The following is a 21232-nucleotide window of genomic DNA, read 5'->3' as shown; positions in this document are numbered from 1 at the left end:
GATCTGGACCTTCAGCATAACCCTTATGGACTGGAATGCCGAGTACCATGAATGACATCTTTCTGGAGCCGTTCATGTCCATCTCTCTCCCTTTCCAGTCTGGCCAGCTTGTGGTGGTGGTGCTCCGGGAGCCCCGGGAGCGGGTCTGGGGGCGCCTGCTTGGGCTTGAGGGGGCTGGGGTGGCTATCCGCGGGGTGGACCTGCATCCCTGGGAGGAGATTCTTTCACTGGTGCGCCGAGGGGAGTCGGATCAAGTCTCCCTGTCCACCCGCTTCATCCCCATGCACCGCCTGGAGACGCTCTACCTGGATGAGCCCAGTTCCGGGGTGCCCAGCCTGGAGGAGGACTTCCGCCGCCGCACGGGGCAGGAGGCTCAGGCCTTCCTGGGTTAACCTGTAGGGCCTGTGTTGTGGGAGTCACATGCGTCGCCTTGCCTTTTTCATCTCCGGGACCGGCGGCAACGCCCTGAACCTGCTGACAGCCTGCCGCGAGGGGCGCATTCCCGGCAAGCCTGTGCTGGGGATTGCTTCCAGTGCCAAGGCCGGGGGCGTGGAGCGCCTGAGGGCCCAGGATCTGGAAGTGGCGGTCCTTGAGCGGAGCGCCTTCGCGGATGACGCGGCTTACTCCGAGGCCTGCTTTCAGCGGGCGGAGCAGGCTGGGGCGGAGGTCATAGCCCTGTGCGGTTGGCTGAAGAAGCTGGTGGTGCCTCCCCGATGGGAAGGGCGGATCCTGAACATCCACCCAGGCCCCCTGCCGCGTTTCGGAGGTGCCGGGATGTTCGGCATGAAGGTCCACCAAGCCGTGATCGCTGCCGGGGCTTCCGAGTCGGCCGTGACCATCCATCTTGTGGACAACGAATACGACCACGGCCGACACCTCGCCGTCCAGACCGTGCCGGTACTGCCCGGTGACACCCCGGAGACTCTCCAGAAGCGGGTCTACGAACAGGAGATGCGGCTCTATCCCGAGGCGTTGGCGGCGTTCCTTCGCACACTCTGACAAAGGAGCCAACGCAGAGGGCGCAGAATTCTAAAAGAGAGGGCGCGGAGGAAAGGCTGGCCGATAATCGGGATCGGTTACCACTTTTCCTCTGCGCCCTTTCTTTTTTCTTCTCCGCGCCCTCTGCGTTGGCCCTTTTCCTTTTCCTTCACGGCTTCAGAACAGTCTCGACACCAGCGCCGCCACGGCGGTCTCGACCCGCAGGATCCTCGGTCCCAGTTCCACGGCCTGGAAGCCGGCCCGGCCAAAGAGTTCCACCTCCTGGGGCAGGAAGCCGCCTTCGGGTCCGATGGCCAGGGTCACCGGGGCTTCCACTGCCCTGGGGCAGGGCGTTCCAGAGCCGGGGTGGGCCATGAGGGGTAAGGTGCCCTGGGCCAGGCTTGGGAGTTCGTCCTCGACGAAGGGGCGCAGGAGCCGCCGGGTGAGCAACTCCGGCAGGATCGTATCCCGGGCCTGTTCCAGGCCCAGGATACGCTGGTGGCGAAGGTTCTCTTCCTCCATCCGGGGGCTCTTCCAGTAGCTCTTCTCCACCTTCCACGCATTCACGAGGACGATTCTCGCCACACCGAGGCTGGTGGCCGAGGCCAGGACCCGGTTGAGAACCTTGGGGCGGGGCAGGGCGAGGATGAGGGTCAGGGGGAGTTTAGGGGGTGGGGGGGTGTCCAGGGCAACCTCCAGTTCCAAGAAACCCTCGTCCATTTGCAGGATCCGACCACTTCCGCACTGGCCTCCCAGAAGGCCCACCTTCAGGTCATCCCCTGTCTTCAATCGATGGATATTCCGGACGTGCTCCATGCGCCGCCCGCTGAGGCGAGCGCGGGTGGGGCTCAGAAAGTCCGTGTCGAACAGGAGAAGCAGATTCATGGTGGATTTCCGTGTAGGAGGCTTTGAAAACTGGGTTTACAGTATGGTCTGCCCTCCTTCCCGACCGACAGTGAGTTTCCAGTTGATCAATCATCCCGCAATAGACTCTGAGGCGCTCCTGGAAGCGTGTCATGTCGTGTCGAAGGGGGCTGCGCTCCTCTTCGACCGGAGCACCCGAGCCTGCGAGTGGGTGGAGGCGGATTATGGTCGGCTTATTGGGTATTCCTCCGCCGAGATCATGGAAGGGGGCCTGGAGGTGCTCCTCAACCGGGTCCACCCCGAGGATCTGCCGACCCTGGGCTGGGTCGGGGATGGGGCGCCTTCTCCCTGCACCCTGCAGGGCCGCGCCATGGTGGCGGTGCAGGAATACCGGGTGCGCCATCGGAATGGCGATTGGCGCTGGCTCCTGACGAACTGGGTTCCCCTGCCGACCGGGGACGCTCCTCGGATCCTTGCGCTGTCCTGGGATATCACGGCACGGAAGATCTCGGAGGAGGAACTCCATCGGAGCCGGGCCCTGCTGGCTGAGGCTCAGAAACTGGTGGGTCTCGGCTGTTTCGAGTTCTATCCCGGGATGGGGGACCACGCCTGGTCCGAAAGCCTCTACGAACTCGTCCAGCGTGAGCCTGCCGAAGGGCCCATGTCCCTTGAGGAGGCTCTGGCGTCCGTGCACCCGGAGGACCGGCAGCGTTTCCTGGAGTGGCGGACTTTCCTGCCCCAGGGGGGATCCCAGGATCTGGAGTATCGCCTGATGCGCAGGGACGGGTCGCAGCGTCAGGTGCACAGCCGTGCCCAGTGGGTGCCCCATCCGGATGGTCGTCATGGAAGGGTCTTCGGTGTCATCCAGGATCTGACTGAGCAGAAGTGCCGGGAAACGGAACTCCAGGAGAGCGTAGAGCGGTTTCATGAGCTGGCCGGACGGCTTCCCCAGACGGTCTTCGAAACGGATCGCAACGGGTTCTTCACCTATGTGAATCATTGCGGGGCCCAGGTTTCCGGGTATCCCGAGGAGGAGCTCCTGGGCAAGGTCGCCACCTCGGTGCTGGCGATTCCGGATCGCTCCCAGGCCGTCCAGGATTTCCTGGAGGTGCTGGGGGGTGGGGTTTCTGGCCACGAATACACCGCCATCCGCAAGGATGGGAGCACCTTCCCCGTGGTGGTCCATTCGGCTCCCATCCTTCGGAATGGGCAGGTGGAAGGCTTGAGGGGCATCCTGGTGGACCTCTCGGAGCAGAAGCGCACCCGGGAGGAAAAGCGGAACCTCCAGGAGCGCCTGGTGCAGGCCGAGAAGATGGAGGCCATCGGCCAACTCGCCGGGGGGGTCGCCCACGATTTCAACAACCACCTCAGCGCCATCATGGGCTTTGCGGAAATGCTCCAGGAACGGCTTAAGGACTCTCCCTTCTGCCGCTACGCCACCAATATCCTCAAGTCCAGCCAGCGATCCGCAGAACTCACGAAGCAGCTCCTCGCCTTCGCCCGGAAGGGGAAATACCTCACGGTACCGGTGGATGTCCACGAGATCGTCGGCGAGGTCCTTCAGATCCTGGAGCACAGCATCGATCGTCGCATCCGCCTCCGGACGGTGCTGAAGGCCTCTCCTGCCAAGATCATGGGGGATCCAACTCAGATCCAGAACGCCCTCATGAATCTGGCCCTCAATGCCCGGGATGCCATGCCGGAGGGGGGGGAGCTTTTCATCCAGACGGATCTGAAGAACCTTGATGAAGACTACTGCGCCACCCTCCCCTACCAGCTCACGCCGGGGAAGTTCCTGGAACTCTCTGTCAGCGACAGTGGTGTGGGCATGGATCGGGAGACCCAGAAACGGATTTTCGATCCCTTCTTCACCACCAAGGAGATGGGCAAGGGCACAGGGCTCGGCCTGGCCTCGGTCTACGGCATCGTCAAGCACCATCGCGGGGCCATCGAGGTGCTCAGCGAGGTGGGCATGGGCTCCAGCTTCACCCTCTACCTGCCCCTGGATGAGGCCGAGGATGAGGCCGCGGTTGCCGAGGATGCCCTGCTCTATGCCTCGGATCGCCGGACGATCCTGGTGGTCGAGGACGAGCCGATGGTGGGCGAGATGCTCCTGGAGATGCTCCAGCAACTCGGGTACTCCGCCACCCTGGTACGGGATGGGCAGGAGGCCGTGGAATACTACCAGCACCACTGGAAGGGCATTGATCTCGTCATCCTGGACATGGTGATGCCCCGCCTCAGCGGCAAGGATACCTTCCGCCTGCTTCGCAGGATCAACCCGGCAGCTCAGGTGCTCCTGTCCTCGGGCTTCAGTGTCGAGGGAGAGGCCCAGATCCTCCTCGAGGAAGGGGCCGTGGGATTCCTCCAGAAACCCTACTACCTTCTGGAACTGAGCCAGTCCCTGTCCCGTCTGTTCTTGCTGAAGGCAGGGGAACCTCCCGTGTTTCCCTGACACTCGTCTTGCTAAACTGATCGTTTGGGCCCCTCCGGGACCCTTTCCTGGAGACGCTCGTGAAGATTCTCATCCTTGGCGTAAATGGTTTCATCGGCTCCCACCTGACTGACCGCATCCTACGGGATACCAGCTGGGAGATCTACGGAATGGATCTGGGCAGCCACAAGGTCGCCGAGCACCTGGACAATCCCCGCTTCCACTTCGTGGAGGGGGATATTTCCATCAGCAAGGAGTGGATCGAATACCACGTCAAGAAGTGCGATGTGGTGCTGCCCCTGGTGGCCATCGCCACCCCCAAGGTCTATGTGACCGATCCCCTGCGGGTCTTCGAGCTGGACTTCGAGGAGAACCTCCGGATCATCCGACAGTGTGTCAAATACAAGAAACGAGTGGTCTTCCCCAGCACTTCCGAGGTCTACGGGATGTGCGAGGACAGCGAATTCGACGAGGAGAACTCCCCGCTGGTCACCGGCCCCGTGCCCATGAACCGCTGGATCTACAGCACCTCCAAACAGCTCCTGGACCGCGTGATCTGGGCCTACGGCTTCCAGCAGGGCCTGGCGTTCACCCTCTTCCGCCCCTTCAACTTCATGGGCCCCAAGCTGGACAGCCTCAACACCGCCAAGGAAGGGAGTTCCCGACTGGTGACCCAGTTCGCATGGAATCTCTTCAACGGTGAGCCCCTGAATCTGGTGGACGGCGGTGTGGCCCACCGCTGCTTCTGCGACATCGAGGATGCCCTCGATGGCCTCATGGCGATCATCGGGAACGAGGGTGGCAAGGCGGATGGCAAGATCTTCAATATCGGCAACCCCGGCAACGACGCCAGCGTCCGTGAGATCGCCGAGATGATGATCGAGATCTGGAAGGAGCACCCCTTCCGCAAGGAGCGGGGTATTGCCGAGGGCTCTGTGGTGGAAACCTCCAGCGGCGACTTCTATGGCAAGGGCTACCAGGACGTGATGCGTCGGACCCCGAGCATCAAGCGCCTCCAGGAGACTTTCGGCTACAGCCCCAAGATCGGCATCCAGGAATCCCTGCGCCGCACCATCGACTTCTTCATCGAGGAGCACAAGGCCCTGGAGAAGGTTGTCGAGACTGAAGCCTAGTCCGGCCCACTCATGACCCGCACCGAACGCTGGCAGTACCTCGGGATCTGGTTCTTCCTGGGCTTCGTCCCTCTGTTGATGCGCTCCCTGTGGCAGCCTGACGAGGCCCGCTATGCCGAGATCCCCCGGGAGATGCTGGCGAGTGGGGACTGGCTGACGCCGCGTCTGAACTACGTCCTCTACTTCGAGAAACCGCCCTTCCAATACTGGCTATCGGCTCTTTCCATGAAGTCCTTCGGCCTGAATGCTGCGGCAGCCCGTCTGCCCCTGGCCCTGGCCACGGCCATCTCCCTCTGGTGCGCCTGGCGACTGGCTCGGCGCCTGGGGGCCAGGCAGCCCATCTGGGCGGTCTTCATGGCCGCCACGGCCCTGATCGCCTACGCGTGCGGCCAGATCCTCACCCTGGACGCCCTCTTCTCCGCCTTTATGGTCCTGGCCCTCACGGCGGGGATCGAGGCGGTGGTGGCCCGCTGCCAGGAACGATCGGCCCTGGGCTGGACTCTGCTCGCCTTCGGCTCGCTGGCCCTGGCGGTGCTGACCAAGGGGCTGGCGGCGCCAGTGCTGCTCGGGGGAACGTTCATCTGCACCCTCCCCTGGGCATGGAAGGAACGGCCCCTGCGTCGGGCCCTCCTCAGAACCTTTTTCCACCCCCTGGGATGGATCCTCCTTCTGCTGATCTCCGTGCCATGGTTCGTGGTGGTGGATCGGGCCAATCCCGGGCACGCCCAGTTCTTCTTCGTACACGAGCACTTCAAGCGCTTCACGACCCACGAGCACGCCAGGCAGGGCTCCAAGAATCCGGTCCTGGACAAGCTCTACTTCGTCCTCCTCCTGGTTCCCGGCCTGATGCCCTGGCTCACCACCTGTCTGAGCGGCCTGGGGCGAAGCCTTGGCTTCCTGCGGCGCAATACCGGTCCCCAATCCGAGGATGCGCCCCTCCATCGCTGGGTGGTTGCGGCTCTGCTGATGGGCATCCTGGTGCCCCTGGCCTTCTTTTCGCTTTCCGGTTCCAAGCTCCCTCCCTACATCCTGCCGGTGGTGGTGCCCTTCGTTGCCTTGGCGGTGGGCTTTGCCCGGGAGGCCAGGGGATGGAGTGCCCGGATGGGCTGGGAGACTCTGGCTCTCGGATTGGCTTTTCTTGTGGCGGCCCTCCTGCCCAGGCTGATCAAGGATAAGAGCCAGGTGGAATGGGTGTTCGTCCTGGCCCTTGCCTACATCGCCCTGGGGCTCTGGGCCCTTCGCCCCCGTGGGTTGACGCCCCCTCGCCTCATGGCTGCCCTTGGGGCCCTCTGCCTACTGCTCACCTGGACGGTCAACCACGCCCTGGGCTCCTCCAAGGCCCTCGACCGCCTGACCCGCCGGGCCCCTGCCAACGCCCAGTGGATCAGTGCCGGCAACTACTTCCAGATCCTGCCCTTCATCAGCCGAAGTCCCGTCACCATCGTGTCCGGAACCGGTGAGCTGGAATACGGAATGCAGCGCCTTGAACCGGAGGAGCGGGATCGACGCTTCTACCGTCGGCCGCGTGAACTGAACAAGGCAGCCCTTCGGATGCAGGCGGAGCAGCCCGATCGACCGGTCTGGGCCCTGCTCTCGGTGGACATCTGGACGTACATTCCCGAGAATCAACGAAGTGCGTGGGAGCTGGTGGACCAGAGTCCCGCTGCCCTCCTTTTGCGTCTTCGCTGATGATATACCTCGACAACAACGCCACCACCAAACCCGCTCCCGAAGTCGTGGGGCTCATGCTGCCCTGTCTCCAGGAATTCTTCGGCAACCCCAGCTCTGGCCATCTCCTGGGCATCGAGGCCGACGGGGCCCTGGTGGTGGCCCGGGAGCGGGTGGCCACCCTCTTGAACGCCTCTCCAGCGGAGATCGTCTTTAACAGCGGTGGGACCGAAGGGCTCAATCATGCCTTCCGGGGGGTCTTCGAGGCCTTCCCGAAGAAGCGGCACTTCGTCACCACCGCTGTGGAGCACAGTGCCACCCTGGCCCTGGGCCGCTGGCTGCGCCGACAGGGGGCGGAGGTGACCATTCTGGGGGTGGATTCCGAAGGCAGGCTGGACTTGGCTGAACTGGAGCGGGCGATCCGTCCGGACACGGCCCTGGTCTCGATCATGGCGGCCAACAACGAGACTGGGGTCATCTTTCCGGTGGAAGAGGCCGGGGCGCTTGTCAAGTCCAAGGGGGTCCTTTTTCACGTGGATGCCACCCAGGCTGTGGGAAGGCTTCCCCTGGATCTGGCGGCGCTGCCGGTGGATCTCCTGAACATCAGTGCCCACAAGTTTCACGGTCCCAAGGGGGCTGGGGCCCTCTTCATCCGCCGAGGTCTACGCATCAGTCCCTTCATGATCGGGGGACACCAGGAACGGGATCGCAGGGCTGGGACGGAAAACCTGCCTGCTCTGGTGGGAATGGGGCTGGCCGCTGAGATGGCTCAGGCTGCGCTGGATGGACTGGCTCTCGTTGAGACCCTCCGGAACCGCCTGGAAGCCGCCATCCTGTCCAAGGTCCCGGAAACCCGCGTCTTCGGGGCGAACGCGCCTCGCCTGCCCAACACCAGCCTCGTGGGCTTCGGGGGCCTGGATGGGGAAGCCCTCCAACTCCGCCTCAGCGAGCGTGGGATCTGCTGCTCCACGGGCAGTGCCTGCACCACCGGCCAGAAGGAGCCCAGTCATGTCCTTCAGGCCATGGGCGTGGGCGCTCCGGCCAAGGGGGCACTGCGCTTTTCCCTCAGCCGGTACACCACCGAGGGGGAGATCGATTCCATGGGATCACTGCTTCCCGGGATGGTTGCGGAAATCCGAGGACTGGGCGGCGGGCTGCGCTGAGTCCTTTTCCCGCCGAGCGCGTCCTGCCTGATCGTGCGGGATCCCTGGAGTGCGAACGCGCCGTCACGCATGGAGACTCTGGGGATCTACAACCGGCATTGGACTACCTTCTTCTGAATGGGATACCAGACGAAAATCCGCGGTAGACTCTCTCCTTATCTAGGTTCCACTCCATGATCGATCACCTCGGCAAATACGAAATCATCCGTTCCCTTGGCAACGGGGCCATGGGCGAGGTCTACCTGGCCCACCATCCGGTGATCGGGCGGGAGGTGGCCATCAAGACCATCCTGCCTGGGGTGGCCAAGGGCGAGGATGCCGAGGCCCGTTTCCGCCGGGAGGCAACGGCTGCCGGAAAGCTCAATCATCCCAACCTGGTGACGATCTATGACTTTGACAAGGACCAGGGGATCCTATACCTGGTGATGGAATTCGTGAAGGGGGATGACCTGGAGGATCTGATCCGGGGCCGGGTCCTTTCCCAGTCCCAGTTCCTGGAGGTGTTGGCCCAGGTATGCGATGGACTGGGCTTTGCCCACCGCAACGGCATCATCCACCGGGACATCAAGCCCGCCAATGTGCGGGTTGTGCGAGACGGCAAGCGTCTCCAGGCCAAGGTCATGGACTTCGGGATCGCCCGGGTCGAGGACAGCAATATGACCTCCACCGGCATCGTCATGGGCACCGTCAGCTACATGGCCCCGGAGTACATCCAGAGCGGGAAGGCCAGCAATCTCACGGATCTCTTTGCTGTGGGGGTGATGCTCTACGAGTGCATCACGGGCATCAAGCCCTTTCCTGGCGACAACACGACGACGGTGCTCTTCAAGATCGTCTCCGAGAACCCCAAGCCTATCGATACGGAGGCTATCCAGGGCATCAGTCACAGCGTCCGGGACATCCTGGACCGCGCCCTCTCCAAGGATCCTGCCCGGCGCTACCAGAGCGCCGAGGAGCTGGCCAAGGCTCTGCGGGCATGCAAGGACCCCAGTTGGGCGGGCACCCTGGAGGAGTTGACTTCGGCCTTGGACCGTCGTCAGACCGCCGTCCTTGACCAGGGCGCAGACCAGGGCACCGTTGTCCTGGGGGCCAGCCCGGCTCAGCCCACCGCCGTCATGGGAGCTCAGCCAACGGCCGCCATGATCCCTCAGGGAATGGTGGCGTCCCCCCCCGCGAAGAATCGAACCGGTATTTACGCTGGTGCTGGCTTGGTGGTACTGGCGCTCCTTGGAGCGGGTGCCTACTTCGGATTGCGGAAGCCTCGGGCTGCGCCCGAATCCCTGGCCCCCGCCCTTCCCGGGGGCACTGCCAGTCCATCCTCGACCCCGCTGCTCCCGCCGACTCGGGGCGCAGAAGCGAAGCCCTCAGGTCCAGAGTCACCCCAGGGGGGCAGGCCCGCCGTGCCGCCATCGGCTGCGCAGGCTCAGGCACCAGAGTCCAGTGCCCAGAGCGGGTCGAAGCCGACTTCGCCCCAGCCCCCCATTGCAACTCCCCCCAAGCCCCCAGCCGAGGACCCTGCGGCCAAGCTGGCCAGGGGGGTGGCCCTGATCCCGTCCGATCCCCGTCAGGCTGCGGCCATCCTGCGGCCCCTGGCCTATGCCCAGCCCGGCGATGCCCAGCTCCAGGGGAACTATCTGGCTGCCCTCTACCGGGGGCGCAACATCGCCGAATTCGAGCGGGTGATGGCAAATGCCAAGAGCAACGGCATCCCCCCGCTCAAGTTGCTCCAGTCCTCTCCGGCCTTCAAGCAGGCCTACCTGGATGAACGGACGGCCCAGAAGGCCCGGAACGGCACCAGCGTCTGGTCCGTCGAGGCCTTCACCAAGCTCATGATGTAGCGTTGGCGGATTTTCAGGGCAGTTCATTACCCTTCTGTTTTTATCCTGCATCCTGTTGGCAAAGACTGGTGAAAAGGCCTTCGCAAACAAAAGAACACCCAATTATCGGCTTGTTTCAGCCAATACCGAAGGGTTGGGAGGACTTTTGGCAGGCACCGAAAAACAATGAATTAGCTGGGATGCAAAAGATGAACAGGATAAAGCAATCAGCGGGCAACGATGGTTCACATAGGCGAACCTGGCCAGAGCGCCGAGCCTCCTATCAGCTGCTTTTCATCCCTTTCATCCTGGGCATCCCAGCTCATGTCTTTTTTGGCTGAGCAAAGTCGATAATCGGGAAAGAACAAATTCCACCAGCAAAGCATGATGCGCTGAACAGGGCCCTCAGGCTTTGGCCCACAACTGGAGGCAATCCACGAGGACTCGCTGCATCTCCTTGATGTGGTAGGGCTTCTGGATGAATCCCGCGGGACCCTCCCCCGTGAACGTGTGGCGGATATCCTGCTCGCTATAGCCGCTGCTCAGGATGACGCAGGCCCTGGGATCGATGGATCGGATCTGGTGGAAGGCCTCCTTGCCGTCCACACGGGGCATGGTCAGATCCATGAGAATGGCCCGGATTTCGTTCCGATAGTTCTGGAAGACTTCCACGGCCTCCTGCCCATCCGCCGCCGTGAGCACCGTGAATCCCAGGGTCTCCAGGGCGATGCAGGCGGTCTCCCGGATGTCCGGTTCGTCGTCCACAACCAGGATCGTTCCCTCCGCCATGATGGGAAGTGAGGGGGAAATGTAGTCCAGCGGAAGGACAGCGTCCTTGGCCGCAGGGAAGAAGAGCTTGAATACCGTGCCACGGTCCACTTCGCTGTAGATCTTGATCCCGGCCCGGTGTCCCCTCAGGATGCCCAGCATGGCCGAGAGTCCCAGCCCCTTGCCATTGCTCTTGGTCGTGAAGAAGGGATCGAAGATGTGGTCCAGGACCTTCCGGCTCATGCCGCATCCATTGTCGCTGACTTCCAGGATCACGAAGAGGCCCGGTTCGATGGCCTGATCTGGGAAGGTTGCGGAGATGAAGCCTTCTGATACTTCGGAGCAGCGGGTTGTGATGCTGATGAAGCCTTCCCGGTCGCCGATGGCGTCGCTGGCGTTGGTCACCAGGTTCATGACGACCTGCTGTATCTGGGCGAAGTCGGCCTCGATGGGGGGGAGATGCTGTGCAAAGCGGTAGTCCAGCCCGATCTTCTTCGGAATGGAGACCTCCAGCAGGTGGGTCATCTCCCCCACCACTGTATTCAGGTCCAGGGGCTTGACCACGAAGTGCCCCCGACCGGAGTAGGCAAGAAGCTGCCGGGTGAGATCCGATGCCCTCAGGACCGTGCGTTCTATATTCTCCAGGAAGTTGGCGGCCGGGCCGTTTTCCCCGAGCTTGATCTGGGCCAGGTTGAGGTTCCCCAGCATGGCCGTGAGGAGGTTGTTGAAATCGTGGGCGATGCCGCCTGCCAGGATTCCCAGGCTCTTGAGTTTCTGGCTCTGCCGGATGGCTTCCTCGGTGGCTCGGGCGTCGGTGATATCCCGGCAGAATCCCACCATGTGCTTGATGCGGCCCGAGGCGCTTCCCAGGGGGATGAGCTGCATCTCCAGGGTGCGTTGGGTTTCACCCTTCCTCATGCTGACCTGGACGGTGCTGGGCTGGCCGGTGGCCATGCACTGCCGGTAGTGGGCCAGGGCGCCTTCCGCATCCTCCGGGGGCAGGACCTCGCCGGGGCGCCGTCCCTGCATGTCCGACTTCCGTGTGCAGTTGATGCGCTCGAAGGCCGGATTCACGTCCTCGTACACGTAGTCGTCTTCCGAAAGGGCTCTGATCCAGAAGACCCCGTCCGGGCTGTACTGCTCCAGGTTCTGAAAACGCTTGGCGATTTCATCCGATTCCGCCTTGGCCTTGTGGAGTTGGCGCTCCCGGATGTCCAGGCGGACGCCGAGGCGTTCGAAGGCCCGGGCGAGGCGGCTGACTTCGTTGGTGCCTTCGGCCAGGCCGGTCTTGACCGTGAAGGCCCCCTGGGCCATTCGCTGGGCGACGACGATGAGGCGGTCGATGGGGCCTGCGATGAGAGATGCGCCGATCCACCATGCCAGGGCGATCAGGGCCAGCGTCAGGGCACCCATGAGGCCCAGATTCCGGTAGAGGCTGGCCCGGGCTTTCTGGAGCAGGGGCTTTTCCGGCATGATGACCCGCAGCCAAGCGGCTTCCTGTCCATCCGGATTCAGATCCAGGCGTCTGACGCGATGGAGGAACACCTCTCCATTCTGAAGATGCCTGAGAGACGCATCGCGTCCTCCCTGGCGGAGGTGGAGCATGTAGGCGGGAGCCTCCTGCTGCCCCCGGAAGCGGGGTGGCCCCTGGGAGCTGTAAAGGAGGCGTCCCTCGTGATCCAGGATCTCCAGGGTCGCATCCTCCACCCAGGTTTCCACCGGGATGGGGTCCTTCAGGGCCTCAAGGGCGATTCCGGCCGCCAGGACACCGATGGGGCGACCCAGATGGTCGTTGACCGGATAGGCGACGGGGAGGACTTGACGCTGGCTTCCCCGGGCCACCATGTAGCCGCCTGCGAAGGGGTGGTGCTGGGTCTGGACATGCTGGAAGTAGGGGCGGTCTCCGATGTTGGAGGGGCCGCCTGGATTGGCTGCGATGATGACATTTCCCTGGGCATCGGCGAAAACGATGTTTTCGAGGTGGGGATTCTGCTGGAGGATCTGGTGGAAGAGGAGTTGGTAGCGTTTCTTGTCAAAGCCCTCCAGCCCCGGAAGCTGTGCCATGGCGTGGAGAATCTGGCGGGTGTTGCTTACCAGGGCTTCTTCCCGGAGTCCCACCGATTCCGCGGTGGTCTGCATTCTGCGCTGGGCGGTCTGCAGAATGTCTCTCTGCTGCTGCATCTCGCCATGGATGATCAGCCCCAGGGATGGGAGAATCACCAGGGCAACGAACACGAGCAGGTGAGTCCGGATGGACCATGAGGTAAAGGACTTCAAGGATGGCTCCGGGGTGGTTGGAAATTCCATTGGAATGTCTAGATATTATCCTAATCCGATGGGGCCCGATCGCCAAGGAGAGAGGTTGGATGTAGGGTGGTTTTATGGTGATTAACTCATATGTTCCCTTGGCAGAACGGATGCGTCCCAGGCGTCTGGAGGATGTCGTGGGCCAGTCCCACCTCCTGGGACCCAAGGGGGCCTTGCGTCGTCTTACTGGAGGTGGTCGCCTGCCTTCCATGGTCCTGTGGGGGCCCCCGGGAACGGGGAAGACAACCCTGGCGAGACTCATGGCCCAGGCCACGGGCCATGAATTCATCGAGTTCTCAGGGGTCACCGGGAGCGCGGCGGAGCTCAAGAAGTTCCTGTTGGACCACCGTGATCTGCCCCTCTTCCAGCGGATGCCGCCGGTGGTCTTTCTTGACGAGATCCATCGATTCAACCGGAGCCAGCAGGACATCCTTCTCCCCTTTCTGGAGCGGGGGGACGCGATTCTGGTGGGGGCCACCACCGAGAACCCGGCCTTCTACCTCAACCCGGCCCTCCGGAGTCGCTGTCAGCTTGTCGCTCTCAAGCCCCTGGCTCCGGAGGCCATCCGCAAGGTGATGGCCCGGGCCTGGGCTGCGGAGCGTCCGGATGTGCCTGAGGAAACCGAGATCCTTGACTGGCTTTCACAGTGGGCCGGGGGGGATCTGCGGGCGGCTCTCACGGGGCTTGAGACCTGGATGAACCTGGAGGATGGGCACCGGGATCTGGCGAGCCTCCAGGAGACCCTGGGGGGCCGGGTCATGTACGACCGGGCCGACGGGCACTACGATCTGGCCAGCGCCTTCCAGAAGAGCATGCGGGGTTCGGACCCCGACGCGGCCCTCTACTATCTCTCCCGGATGATCCGGGGGGGGGAGGATCCCCGCTTCATCGCCCGCCGTCTTATGGTCTGTGCCTCAGAGGATGTGGGGAATGCCGATCCCACCGCCTTCATCCTGGCAGAGGCCGCCAGCCGCGCTGTGGAGCAGATCGGCTGGCCCGAGGCCCGGATCCCCCTGGCCCAGGCGGTGGTGTACGTGGCCCAGGCTCCAAAGTCTAACGCTTCATATTTTGCCATGGACGCGGCCCTCGAGGCTCCCGATGCTCCGGTGCCGGAGTCCCTGCGGGATGCCCACACCAGCACCAGCCGTCAGGCCGGGCGGGGGAAGGGGTACTTCTACTCCCATGACGACTATGAACGGCCCCAGGATTTCCTGCCGGATGCCTTGAGGGGGCGGCGTTTCTTCGAGCCCCGGCGTCCCCAGGAGCGGAACTGGCGGGACCGTCAGGAGCCCGATGCCCAGGCATTCCTCCGGGTGTGGGAGCCATGGCTGGAGGATCATCCAGAGGGAGGGGAACCCCCGATGGAGGTGTGGTGCACATCCCTGGCTTGCAGTCGGGAGGCATTGGCCCGGGTCGTGGCCAAGGCCTGTGGCACCCGCTTTCGCCTCCGGCGGACGGTCATCGTCCAGGCCTTGCCGGAGGGGTGATGCCGGTTCCCGAGGCCGCTTCTTCAGGTCGAAGATGGTCGTTTCAGGCCGGATACAGGAGGGCCACCCGGGTCCCCTGGGTCAGCAGGGTGTGGTGGAGCATCCTCATCCGGACACGGTCCATGTGAAGGGCTTCCAGGCTCCGTCGAGTCTGTTCCAGGTCGGTCGTGTCGCCCCCCTCGCCCATCAGGCGCCCCAGTCCATCCACCAAGCGCAGGACGTGGGTTTCGGTGCAGTCCTCCCCCTCTGGGAGAAGAACCTCGTGCTGGCGTCGGCACAGATCCACCAGGCGAGAGGGGAGGCCCCAGATGCCCAGGGCCTCGCAGCCGATTTCGGTGTGGACCTCTTCGAGCAGAGCGTCCACCTCGGCGCTCGGGAGTTCCGGATTCACCTGGCCTGCCATGATCAACCGGGCCAGGGAACGCAGGGCCAGGGTCTTCCCGATATCCACGAACATGCCCCCCAGGAAGATCCTGTCCGGGCGTCCGTGGTGCTGCTCGAAGGAGAACTGGCTGGCGGCGAAGGCCGTGGTCATGGTGGCGAGGAAGAGCTTCTGCCAGCGATCAGGAAAGGTCTCGTATTCCACCCGCACCGCGACATCGAAGAGAGAGCGTCCCGCCACCCCGGCGGCGATCTCCCCCACGCCCCGGACTCCGATCTTCATGACCGCGGTGCGAAGGTCCAGTACATCCTGACCCCGGTGGTAGAGGGCTGAGTTGGCCACTCGCATGAGATGGGCTGAGATCGCTGGGTCGGGACCGATGGTCTTCAGGAGTTCATGGATCTCTACCTCGGGCTGGGAGACCAAGTCCATGATCTGGATGGCCAGGGCTGGGAAGGACGAGGGGGCGGGCTTGTTCCGGGTGAAGTGGGCCCTCACCCGGTCCGCCAGGGGGCTTTGCTTTTCTGGGGGTGCCTGGGTTGTCCCGATTTCAGGGCCGATGAGCTGGGCCCAGATGGCGTCGAAAGGGCTCTCGCCCCCCTGGGGGCTCTCCGGTCCAGGCAACGGGGCGCTCATCTGGGGAGGCGCAGATGGAGCCTGCCCCGCGGGGACGGGATGGCCTCGGAAAATAGAGTGGAGCCAGGAGAACACCCGTCGAGCTTAGCCGGGTACCGCAAGGCAAGCTACCTGGACTGTTGAACCTACTCGTATTCGATGGTCGCAGGGGGCTTGCTGGTGATGTCGAAGACCACGCGGTTGATGCCCTTGACCTCGTTGACGATGCGCTGGGCCACCTTTTCCAGGAGTTCATGGGGCAGGCGGGCCCAGTCGGCGGTCATGAAGTCCTCGCTGGTGACGGCCCGGATGGCGCACATGTTCTCGTAGGTGCGCTCGTCGCCCATGATGCCCACGGTCTGAACCGGCAGGAGGACGGCAAAGGCCTGGCTGCTGAGCTTGTACCAGCCGCTCAGCTTAAGCTCCTCGATGAAGATGTCGTCGGCGTTCTGGAGGATCTTCACCCGATCGGCACTGATGGGGCCGGGGATACGGACCGCCAGGCCGGGGCCGGGGAAGGGGTGGCGCCAGACCATGTCCTCGGGGAGGCCCAGGGCCAGACCGGCGCGGCGGACCTCATCCTTGAAGAGCTCCCGCAGGGGCTCCACCAGCTGCATGTTCATGCGCTCCGGCAGGCCGCCCACGTTGTGGTGGGACTTCACCAGCACGGCCCCGCCGATGCCGCTGGATTCGATGACATCGGGGTAGAGGGTGCCCTGGCCCAGGAACTTGGCGTTGGTGGCCTTGGCTTCCTTCTCGAAGGTCTCGACGAAGAGTCGGCCGATGATCTTGCGCTTCTGCTCGGGGTCACTGACGCCGTGCAGCTCCTTCAGGAAGAGCTCCGAGGCGTCCACCCACTTCACCTTGAGGTCGAAGGGGGCGAAGGCTTCCTGGACGTGCTTCATCTCATCCTTGCGCATTAGGCCTGTGTCCACGAAAACGCAGGTCAGGCGGTCGCCGATGGCCTTGTGCAGCAGGAGGGCAGCCACGCTGGAATCCACGCCGCCGGAGAGGCCCAGCACCACGGTGCCGTTCCCCACCTGCTTGCGGATGGATTCGATCTTCTGTTCGATGAAGTGGCCTGCGTTCCAGTCCAGCTTCATGCTGCAGACGTGCAGGAAGTTGAGCAACAGGGCATTGCCGTGGACGGTGTGGGTGACCTCGGGGTGGAACTGGATGCCGAAGCGACGCCGGGCTCGGTCCTCCATGGCGGCCACGGGCACGCCGTGGGTCCTGGCAACGGTCTTGAAGCCTTCGGGGGCCTCCTCAACGTGGTCGCCGTGGCTCATCCAGACGACCTGCTCGGAGTTCATGCCCTGGAAGAGCACGCTGTCGGCATCGGTCACCTCGATGGTGGCCTTGCCGTACTCACGCTTGGCGGCGCGGTGGATCTGGCCGCCGAAGTCGCGGCTCATGAGCTGGAGGCCGTAGCAGACGCCCAGGACGGGGACACCCAGCTCGAAGATCCTGGGATCGACACCGGGGGCGCCGTCCTCCAGAACAGAATTGGGACCGCCGGAGAGGATCACACCCCGCAGGTCGGCGCCACCGATCTCCTCGGCAGTAGCGTTGGGGCCATAGACGAGGCCGAATGCACCCAGTTCGCGCAACCTACGGGTGATGAGCCGGGTGTACTGGCTGCCGTAGTCGAGAATCGCGATCCGCTCGTGGTGCATGGGGGCTCCTTCTAGAACCATCCAGCATAACGGAATGAGCGGTGAAGGAGGAGGGGCGCTCTGGATGGAGGATTCCCGGTCGGCGCTTCTGCTTTTGCAACCGGTCCATGGTCCATTGTGGGGGGGGTGGATGTCTATAAGTTTTGTTATGAATATAGATGGGATTGTTGGTGGGCCTAGCACCTGTGCTTGTCCGATAGGCATCAAGATAGTGTCAATATTTCATCAAGTTTTCGTCAAGATTGCTCTGACGGTGTGGAATGGCGGGTCTGGGCCTGGATAATTCGAGGTTCAACTTGTGTAAGGTGTCCATGCTCGACCTCAGACGTGCCCTCCTCGGTCGCCGCCTCGCCAGCGACGAATCCCAACACACCAAGGTCAACAACTTCGTTGGCCTTTCCGTGTTCAGCTCGGATGCCCTCTCCTCCGTGGCCTACGCCACCCAGGAGATCATGGCGAGCCTCTCCAGCAATGTGCATATGGCTGGAGCCGCAGCGGGCGGAGCGGCCCTCGCCCTCTTCGGGCTCTCCATCCCGGTGGCCCTGGGCATCGTGGGACTCCTGCTGATCCTGGGCATCGGCTATCGTCAGACGGTACTGGCCTACCCCGGCGGGGGCGGGGCCTACATCGTGGCCAAGGAGAATCTGGGGGAACTCGCCGCCCTCACGGCGGGTTCGGCGCTTCTCACGGACTACATCCTGACGGTGGCGGCCTCCGTCTCCTCGGGCGTCGCCGCCATCACCTCGGCCTTTCCCGCCATGGCGGGCTGGAACGTGACCATCACCATCGCCTGCATCATCTTCATCGCCATGGCGAACCTCCGCGGCGTGAAGGAGTCCGGGGCCCTCTTCGCGGTGCCCACCTATGGCTTCATCGCCCTCATGCTGCTCCTGCTCGCCACGGGCTTTGTGAAGGTGATGCTGACGGGCGGTCCCTCACCGGTCCAGGTCCACGAATCCGTGAGGACCGCCACCCATGCCTCGGCCTTCGGGGTCGTGTGGATCTTCATGCGGGCCTACAGCGCCGGATGCACCGCCCTGACCGGCGTGGAGGCCATCTCCAACGGGGTGCAGGCCTTCAAGGAGCCCTCCTCCAAGAATGCCGCCAAGACCATGGTCTACATGATCGGCCTCCTGGGGGTCATGTTCCTGGGGATCACCCTCCTGGCCCACAAGTTCGGGGTCACCTACTCCCACAGCACCGACGCCTCCCATGTGGCGGAGACCCTCCTCTCCAAGCTCATCAAGGCCATCTACGGGGCCCCCGTGGCGGGTATCCCCAAGCTGCTCTACTACATCACCCAGGGCTTCACCTTCGCGATCCTGGTGGTGGCCGCCAACACGGCCTACGCTGACTTCCCGCGCCTGGCCGCCATCCAGGCCAGGGACGGATTCCTCCCCAAGCAGCTGGCCAGCCAGGGGGACCGTCTGGTCTTCAGCAACGGCATCATCTTCCTGACCGTGGTGAGCTGCCTCCTGGTGTGGGCCTGCCACGCCAATACGGACCTGTTGCTGCCCCTCTACGCCCTGGGCGTGTTCATCGGCTTCACCATCAGCCAGACCGGCATGGTGATGCACTGGATCAACTACCGCCTCACGGAGAAGTCCTGGCGCCTCAAGGCCATCATCAATGCCGTCGGCGCGGTGGCAGCAGGCATCGTGATGCTGGACATCGGGCTCACCAAGTTCGTCCACGGGGCCTGGATCGTGGTGGTGCTCATCCCTGCCATGGTGATCCTCTTCTTCCGCATCCATCGCCACTACATCTCTGTGCGCTCCCGTCTGGCCGCCAGCCGCACGGAAGAGATCCACCCGAGGCCTAACCGAGTGGTGATCTTCGTCTCCAAGATCCATCGTGGGACCTTGGAATCCCTCCGCTACGCCAAGGCCATCGCAGGCGATCGCGAGGTCGAGGCCCTCACGGTGGACTTCCCCGATGAGCATGGGCGCCCCAGCGCCGAGCGGGGCAAGCTGGAGGCCGATTGGCACAAGTACTGTGAGGACATCCCTCTGCGGGTCCTGAACAGCCCCTTCCGCAAGGTGGTGGAACCCATCGTTGAGGAACTGGACCGCATGTCCAGGCTGGATCCGGAATACACAACCACCATCCTGCTCCCCGAATTCGTGCCGGACCGCTGGTGGGGGAACCTCCTGCACAATCAGACCGCCTGGAGGCTCAAGGCTGTGCTCCTCACCCGGCCCCGCACGGTCGTGGTTTCCATCCCCTACCAGCTGGATGCGCCGGGGGAATGACCGGCTGTTTCGCCTATCCCAGCAAGTCTTGAAGGGCTCCTCCCAGGTTGGGGTATCGGAACTCGAAACCCTGGGCCAGCAGGCGGGTGGGTCGCACAAAGGCACCCCCCAGAAGCATCTCTTCGGCCAGGGAGCCCAGGACCAAGCGCAGTGCCGAGGCTGTGACCCAGCCCGGCACTGGCAGGATGGGGCGGTGCAGGACCCGCCCCAGGGTTTCGGTGAAGGCAGCGTTGCTCACCGGATTCGGGCTCACGGCGTTGTAGGCACCTTCAAAGCTCGGATCCAGAGCCGCATCGACGAGAAGGCGCACCAGATCCTCGATGTGGATCCAGCTCATGCCCTGGGTGCCGGGGCCCAGCCTGGCGCCGAGCCCCCAGCGGACTGTGCGGGCCAGGCGGGGCAGGGCGCCCCCCTCTCGGGCCAGCACCATCCCCAGGCGCAATCTGACCACGCGAATTCCCCGGGCCGCATCGGCTTCGGCCTCCCAGGCCCGGCAGACTTCCGCCAGGAAGCCTTCTCCGGAGGGACTGCCCTCGTCCATGGGGTTCCGGCTCCGGTAGCCGTAGTAGCCGATGGCGCTGGTGTTCACCAGGGCGCAGGAGCCGCGGCTTCGTCCCAGGGCCTCTACGATGCGCCGGGTGCTCAGGGTGCGGCTCTCCAGGATGCGAAGCCGCTGGCTGGGGGTCCATCGATGATCTGCGATGCCCTCTCCCGCAAGGTTGATGACCGCTGCCGCGCCTTCCAGGGCTGCATCCAGTTCCGTCCAGGGCTGCGGGGAGACCCCGGGCGGGAAGTCGAGTCGGGTGCTCCGGACGAGCAGCGCCACCTCGTGTCCCTTCTCCCTCATCGCCTGCCATAGGGCCGTTCCCACCAAGCCTGTCCCCCCGGCAATGACGATCTTCGCGGGGGGGACAAGCATGGGGTGCCTCGCGGATGGTTTGGTCAGGCACACTCTATCGCGTTTGATGCGGTGCTGCTTCACGGTGATGCGGTGAGTGGCTTCGTATCGATTCAGGGGACGATGGCCGAGTCCTGATGTGACAATAATGCTGGTCTCCGCATCGAAACCGTCATAAGTAATTGTCTGGTCTATCCCCTGGAGGGCCCTGCATGCACGGACTGGATCGCGCGCTTCGCTTTGTCCTGCCCCTTGGGATCCTGGCGCTGCTTGCCACGGTGCTTCTGGTGGGATGGTTCGTCCAGCCTGACCGCTATGCCCAGGGGCGAAGCGTCCCCCAGCCAATTCCATATTCCCATGCTCTTCACGCCGGGACTCTTAAGATCCCCTGTCTCCACTGCCACTCCGGGGCCACCCGCTCCCGGATGGCGGGCGTACCGGCGGTTTCGGTCTGTATGAGCTGCCACCAGGTGACCCGCACGGAGCGCCCGGCCATCCAGCTCCTGGCTGAACTCCAGCGCACGGGAAAGGTGCTGGCATGGAACCGTGTCCACTCCCTGCCGGATCACGTCTACTTCGATCACCGTCCCCATGCGGGTGCCGGGATCGCCTGCCAGACCTGCCACGGAGAGATCCAGACCCTGAGCGTGGTCTCCCTGAGGATGTCCATGAGGATGGGCAATTGCCTGGGCTGCCACCGGGATCCCAGGACGGCGCTCCCCAAGGAGTCCCCGATCCGCAGGGGCCCCGAACACTGCAATGCCTGTCACCGGTGAAGGACGGAGCGAGA

At 63.7% G+C, this 21232-nt stretch carries 15 protein-coding genes; 10 read left to right on the top strand and 5 right to left on the bottom strand.

The features are described from left to right. Nucleotides 1-74 precede the first annotated feature (74 nt). Together HOLFODRAFT_RS0204715 and purN are read left to right on the top strand one after the other, a co-directional pair. Nucleotides 75-392 (top strand): hypothetical protein, encoded by a 318-nt coding sequence (locus HOLFODRAFT_RS0204715; protein ID WP_148300361.1) that lies wholly within the window; start codon nt 75-77, stop codon nt 390-392. A 28-nt stretch (nt 393-420) separates the two neighbouring features. Next, on the top strand, nt 421-999 hold the full coding sequence (purN, locus tag HOLFODRAFT_RS0204710; protein WP_005034192.1) for a phosphoribosylglycinamide formyltransferase: 579 nt from the start codon (nt 421-423) through the stop codon (nt 997-999). 156 nt (nt 1000-1155) lie between these two features. Here the strand turns inward: purN and HOLFODRAFT_RS0204705 are convergent, their stop codons facing one another. After that, the gene (locus tag HOLFODRAFT_RS0204705; protein WP_005034193.1) at nt 1156-1863 is read right to left on the bottom strand and encodes a 16S rRNA (uracil(1498)-N(3))-methyltransferase; all 708 of its coding nucleotides are present in this window, start codon (nt 1861-1863) and stop codon (nt 1156-1158) included. A 136-nt stretch (nt 1864-1999) separates the two neighbouring features. On the opposite strand from HOLFODRAFT_RS0204705, the gene HOLFODRAFT_RS22630 reads away from it, so the two are divergent. From HOLFODRAFT_RS22630 to HOLFODRAFT_RS22625, 5 genes are all read left to right on the top strand, one after another. Beyond that, nucleotides 2000-4297, top strand: a complete 2298-nt coding sequence (locus HOLFODRAFT_RS22630; RefSeq protein ID WP_052572463.1) for a hybrid sensor histidine kinase/response regulator — start codon at nt 2000-2002, stop codon at nt 4295-4297. 59 nt (nt 4298-4356) lie between these two features. Next, nucleotides 4357-5409 carry a bifunctional UDP-4-keto-pentose/UDP-xylose synthase gene (locus HOLFODRAFT_RS19390; RefSeq protein ID WP_005034195.1) on the top strand — a complete coding sequence of 351 codons (1053 nt, stop codon included), beginning with the start codon at nt 4357-4359 and terminating at the stop codon, nt 5407-5409. A 12-nt stretch (nt 5410-5421) separates the two neighbouring features. Beyond that, nucleotides 5422-7098 carry a phospholipid carrier-dependent glycosyltransferase gene (locus HOLFODRAFT_RS0204690; RefSeq protein WP_005034197.1) on the top strand — a complete coding sequence of 559 codons (1677 nt, stop codon included), beginning with the start codon at nt 5422-5424 and terminating at the stop codon, nt 7096-7098. Beyond that, nucleotides 7098-8240: a cysteine desulfurase family protein gene (locus tag HOLFODRAFT_RS0204685; RefSeq protein ID WP_005034199.1), complete on the top strand. Its 1143-nt coding sequence runs from the start codon at nt 7098-7100 to the stop codon at nt 8238-8240. Before HOLFODRAFT_RS0204690 ends, HOLFODRAFT_RS0204685 begins: the two co-directional genes overlap by 1 nt. A gap of 173 nt (nt 8241-8413) precedes the next feature. Further along, nucleotides 8414-10078, top strand: coding sequence for a serine/threonine protein kinase (locus HOLFODRAFT_RS22625; protein ID WP_005034201.1), 1665 nt, complete (start codon nt 8414-8416; stop codon nt 10076-10078). A gap of 384 nt (nt 10079-10462) precedes the next feature. On the opposite strand, the gene HOLFODRAFT_RS22620 is transcribed toward HOLFODRAFT_RS22625, so the two are convergent. Next, nucleotides 10463-13102: a hybrid sensor histidine kinase/response regulator gene (locus tag HOLFODRAFT_RS22620; RefSeq protein ID WP_005034203.1), complete on the bottom strand. Its 2640-nt coding sequence runs from the start codon at nt 13100-13102 to the stop codon at nt 10463-10465. Nucleotides 13103-13242: 140 nt separating this feature from the next. On the opposite strand from HOLFODRAFT_RS22620, the gene HOLFODRAFT_RS19375 reads away from it, so the two are divergent. Next, nucleotides 13243-14619 (top strand): replication-associated recombination protein A, encoded by a 1377-nt coding sequence (locus HOLFODRAFT_RS19375; protein ID WP_211237933.1) that lies wholly within the window; start codon nt 13243-13245, stop codon nt 14617-14619. A gap of 43 nt (nt 14620-14662) precedes the next feature. On the opposite strand, the gene HOLFODRAFT_RS0204665 is transcribed toward HOLFODRAFT_RS19375, so the two are convergent. Together HOLFODRAFT_RS0204665 and guaA are read right to left on the bottom strand one after the other, a co-directional pair. Then, a complete protein-coding gene (locus HOLFODRAFT_RS0204665) occupies nt 14663-15625 on the bottom strand; it encodes an HDOD domain-containing protein (RefSeq protein ID WP_026939046.1) in 963 nt (320 codons plus the stop codon). Between the two features lie 137 nt (nt 15626-15762). After that, the gene (gene guaA / locus HOLFODRAFT_RS0204660) at nt 15763-17292 is read right to left on the bottom strand and encodes a glutamine-hydrolyzing GMP synthase (protein ID WP_005034209.1); all 1530 of its coding nucleotides are present in this window, start codon (nt 17290-17292) and stop codon (nt 15763-15765) included. A gap of 311 nt (nt 17293-17603) precedes the next feature. Between guaA and HOLFODRAFT_RS0204655 the strand changes: the two genes are divergently transcribed. Beyond that, nucleotides 17604-19544 (top strand): APC family permease, encoded by a 1941-nt coding sequence (locus HOLFODRAFT_RS0204655; RefSeq protein WP_005034211.1) that lies wholly within the window; start codon nt 17604-17606, stop codon nt 19542-19544. 13 nt (nt 19545-19557) lie between these two features. On the opposite strand, the gene HOLFODRAFT_RS0204650 is transcribed toward HOLFODRAFT_RS0204655, so the two are convergent. Then, nucleotides 19558-20463 carry a TIGR01777 family oxidoreductase gene (locus HOLFODRAFT_RS0204650; RefSeq protein ID WP_005034217.1) on the bottom strand — a complete coding sequence of 302 codons (906 nt, stop codon included), beginning with the start codon at nt 20461-20463 and terminating at the stop codon, nt 19558-19560. Nucleotides 20464-20654: 191 nt separating this feature from the next. Between HOLFODRAFT_RS0204650 and HOLFODRAFT_RS0204645 the strand changes: the two genes are divergently transcribed. Then, nucleotides 20655-21218 (top strand): cytochrome c3 family protein, encoded by a 564-nt coding sequence (locus tag HOLFODRAFT_RS0204645; RefSeq protein ID WP_005034220.1) that lies wholly within the window; start codon nt 20655-20657, stop codon nt 21216-21218. The last annotated feature ends 14 nt before the right edge of the window (nt 21219-21232 follow it).

The organism is Holophaga foetida DSM 6591 (assembly GCF_000242615.2).
Lineage (GTDB): Bacteria > Acidobacteriota > Holophagae > Holophagales > Holophagaceae > Holophaga > Holophaga foetida.
Note: the sequence above shows the minus strand (reverse complement) of the source record. Positions and strands in the feature narration are given on the sequence as shown.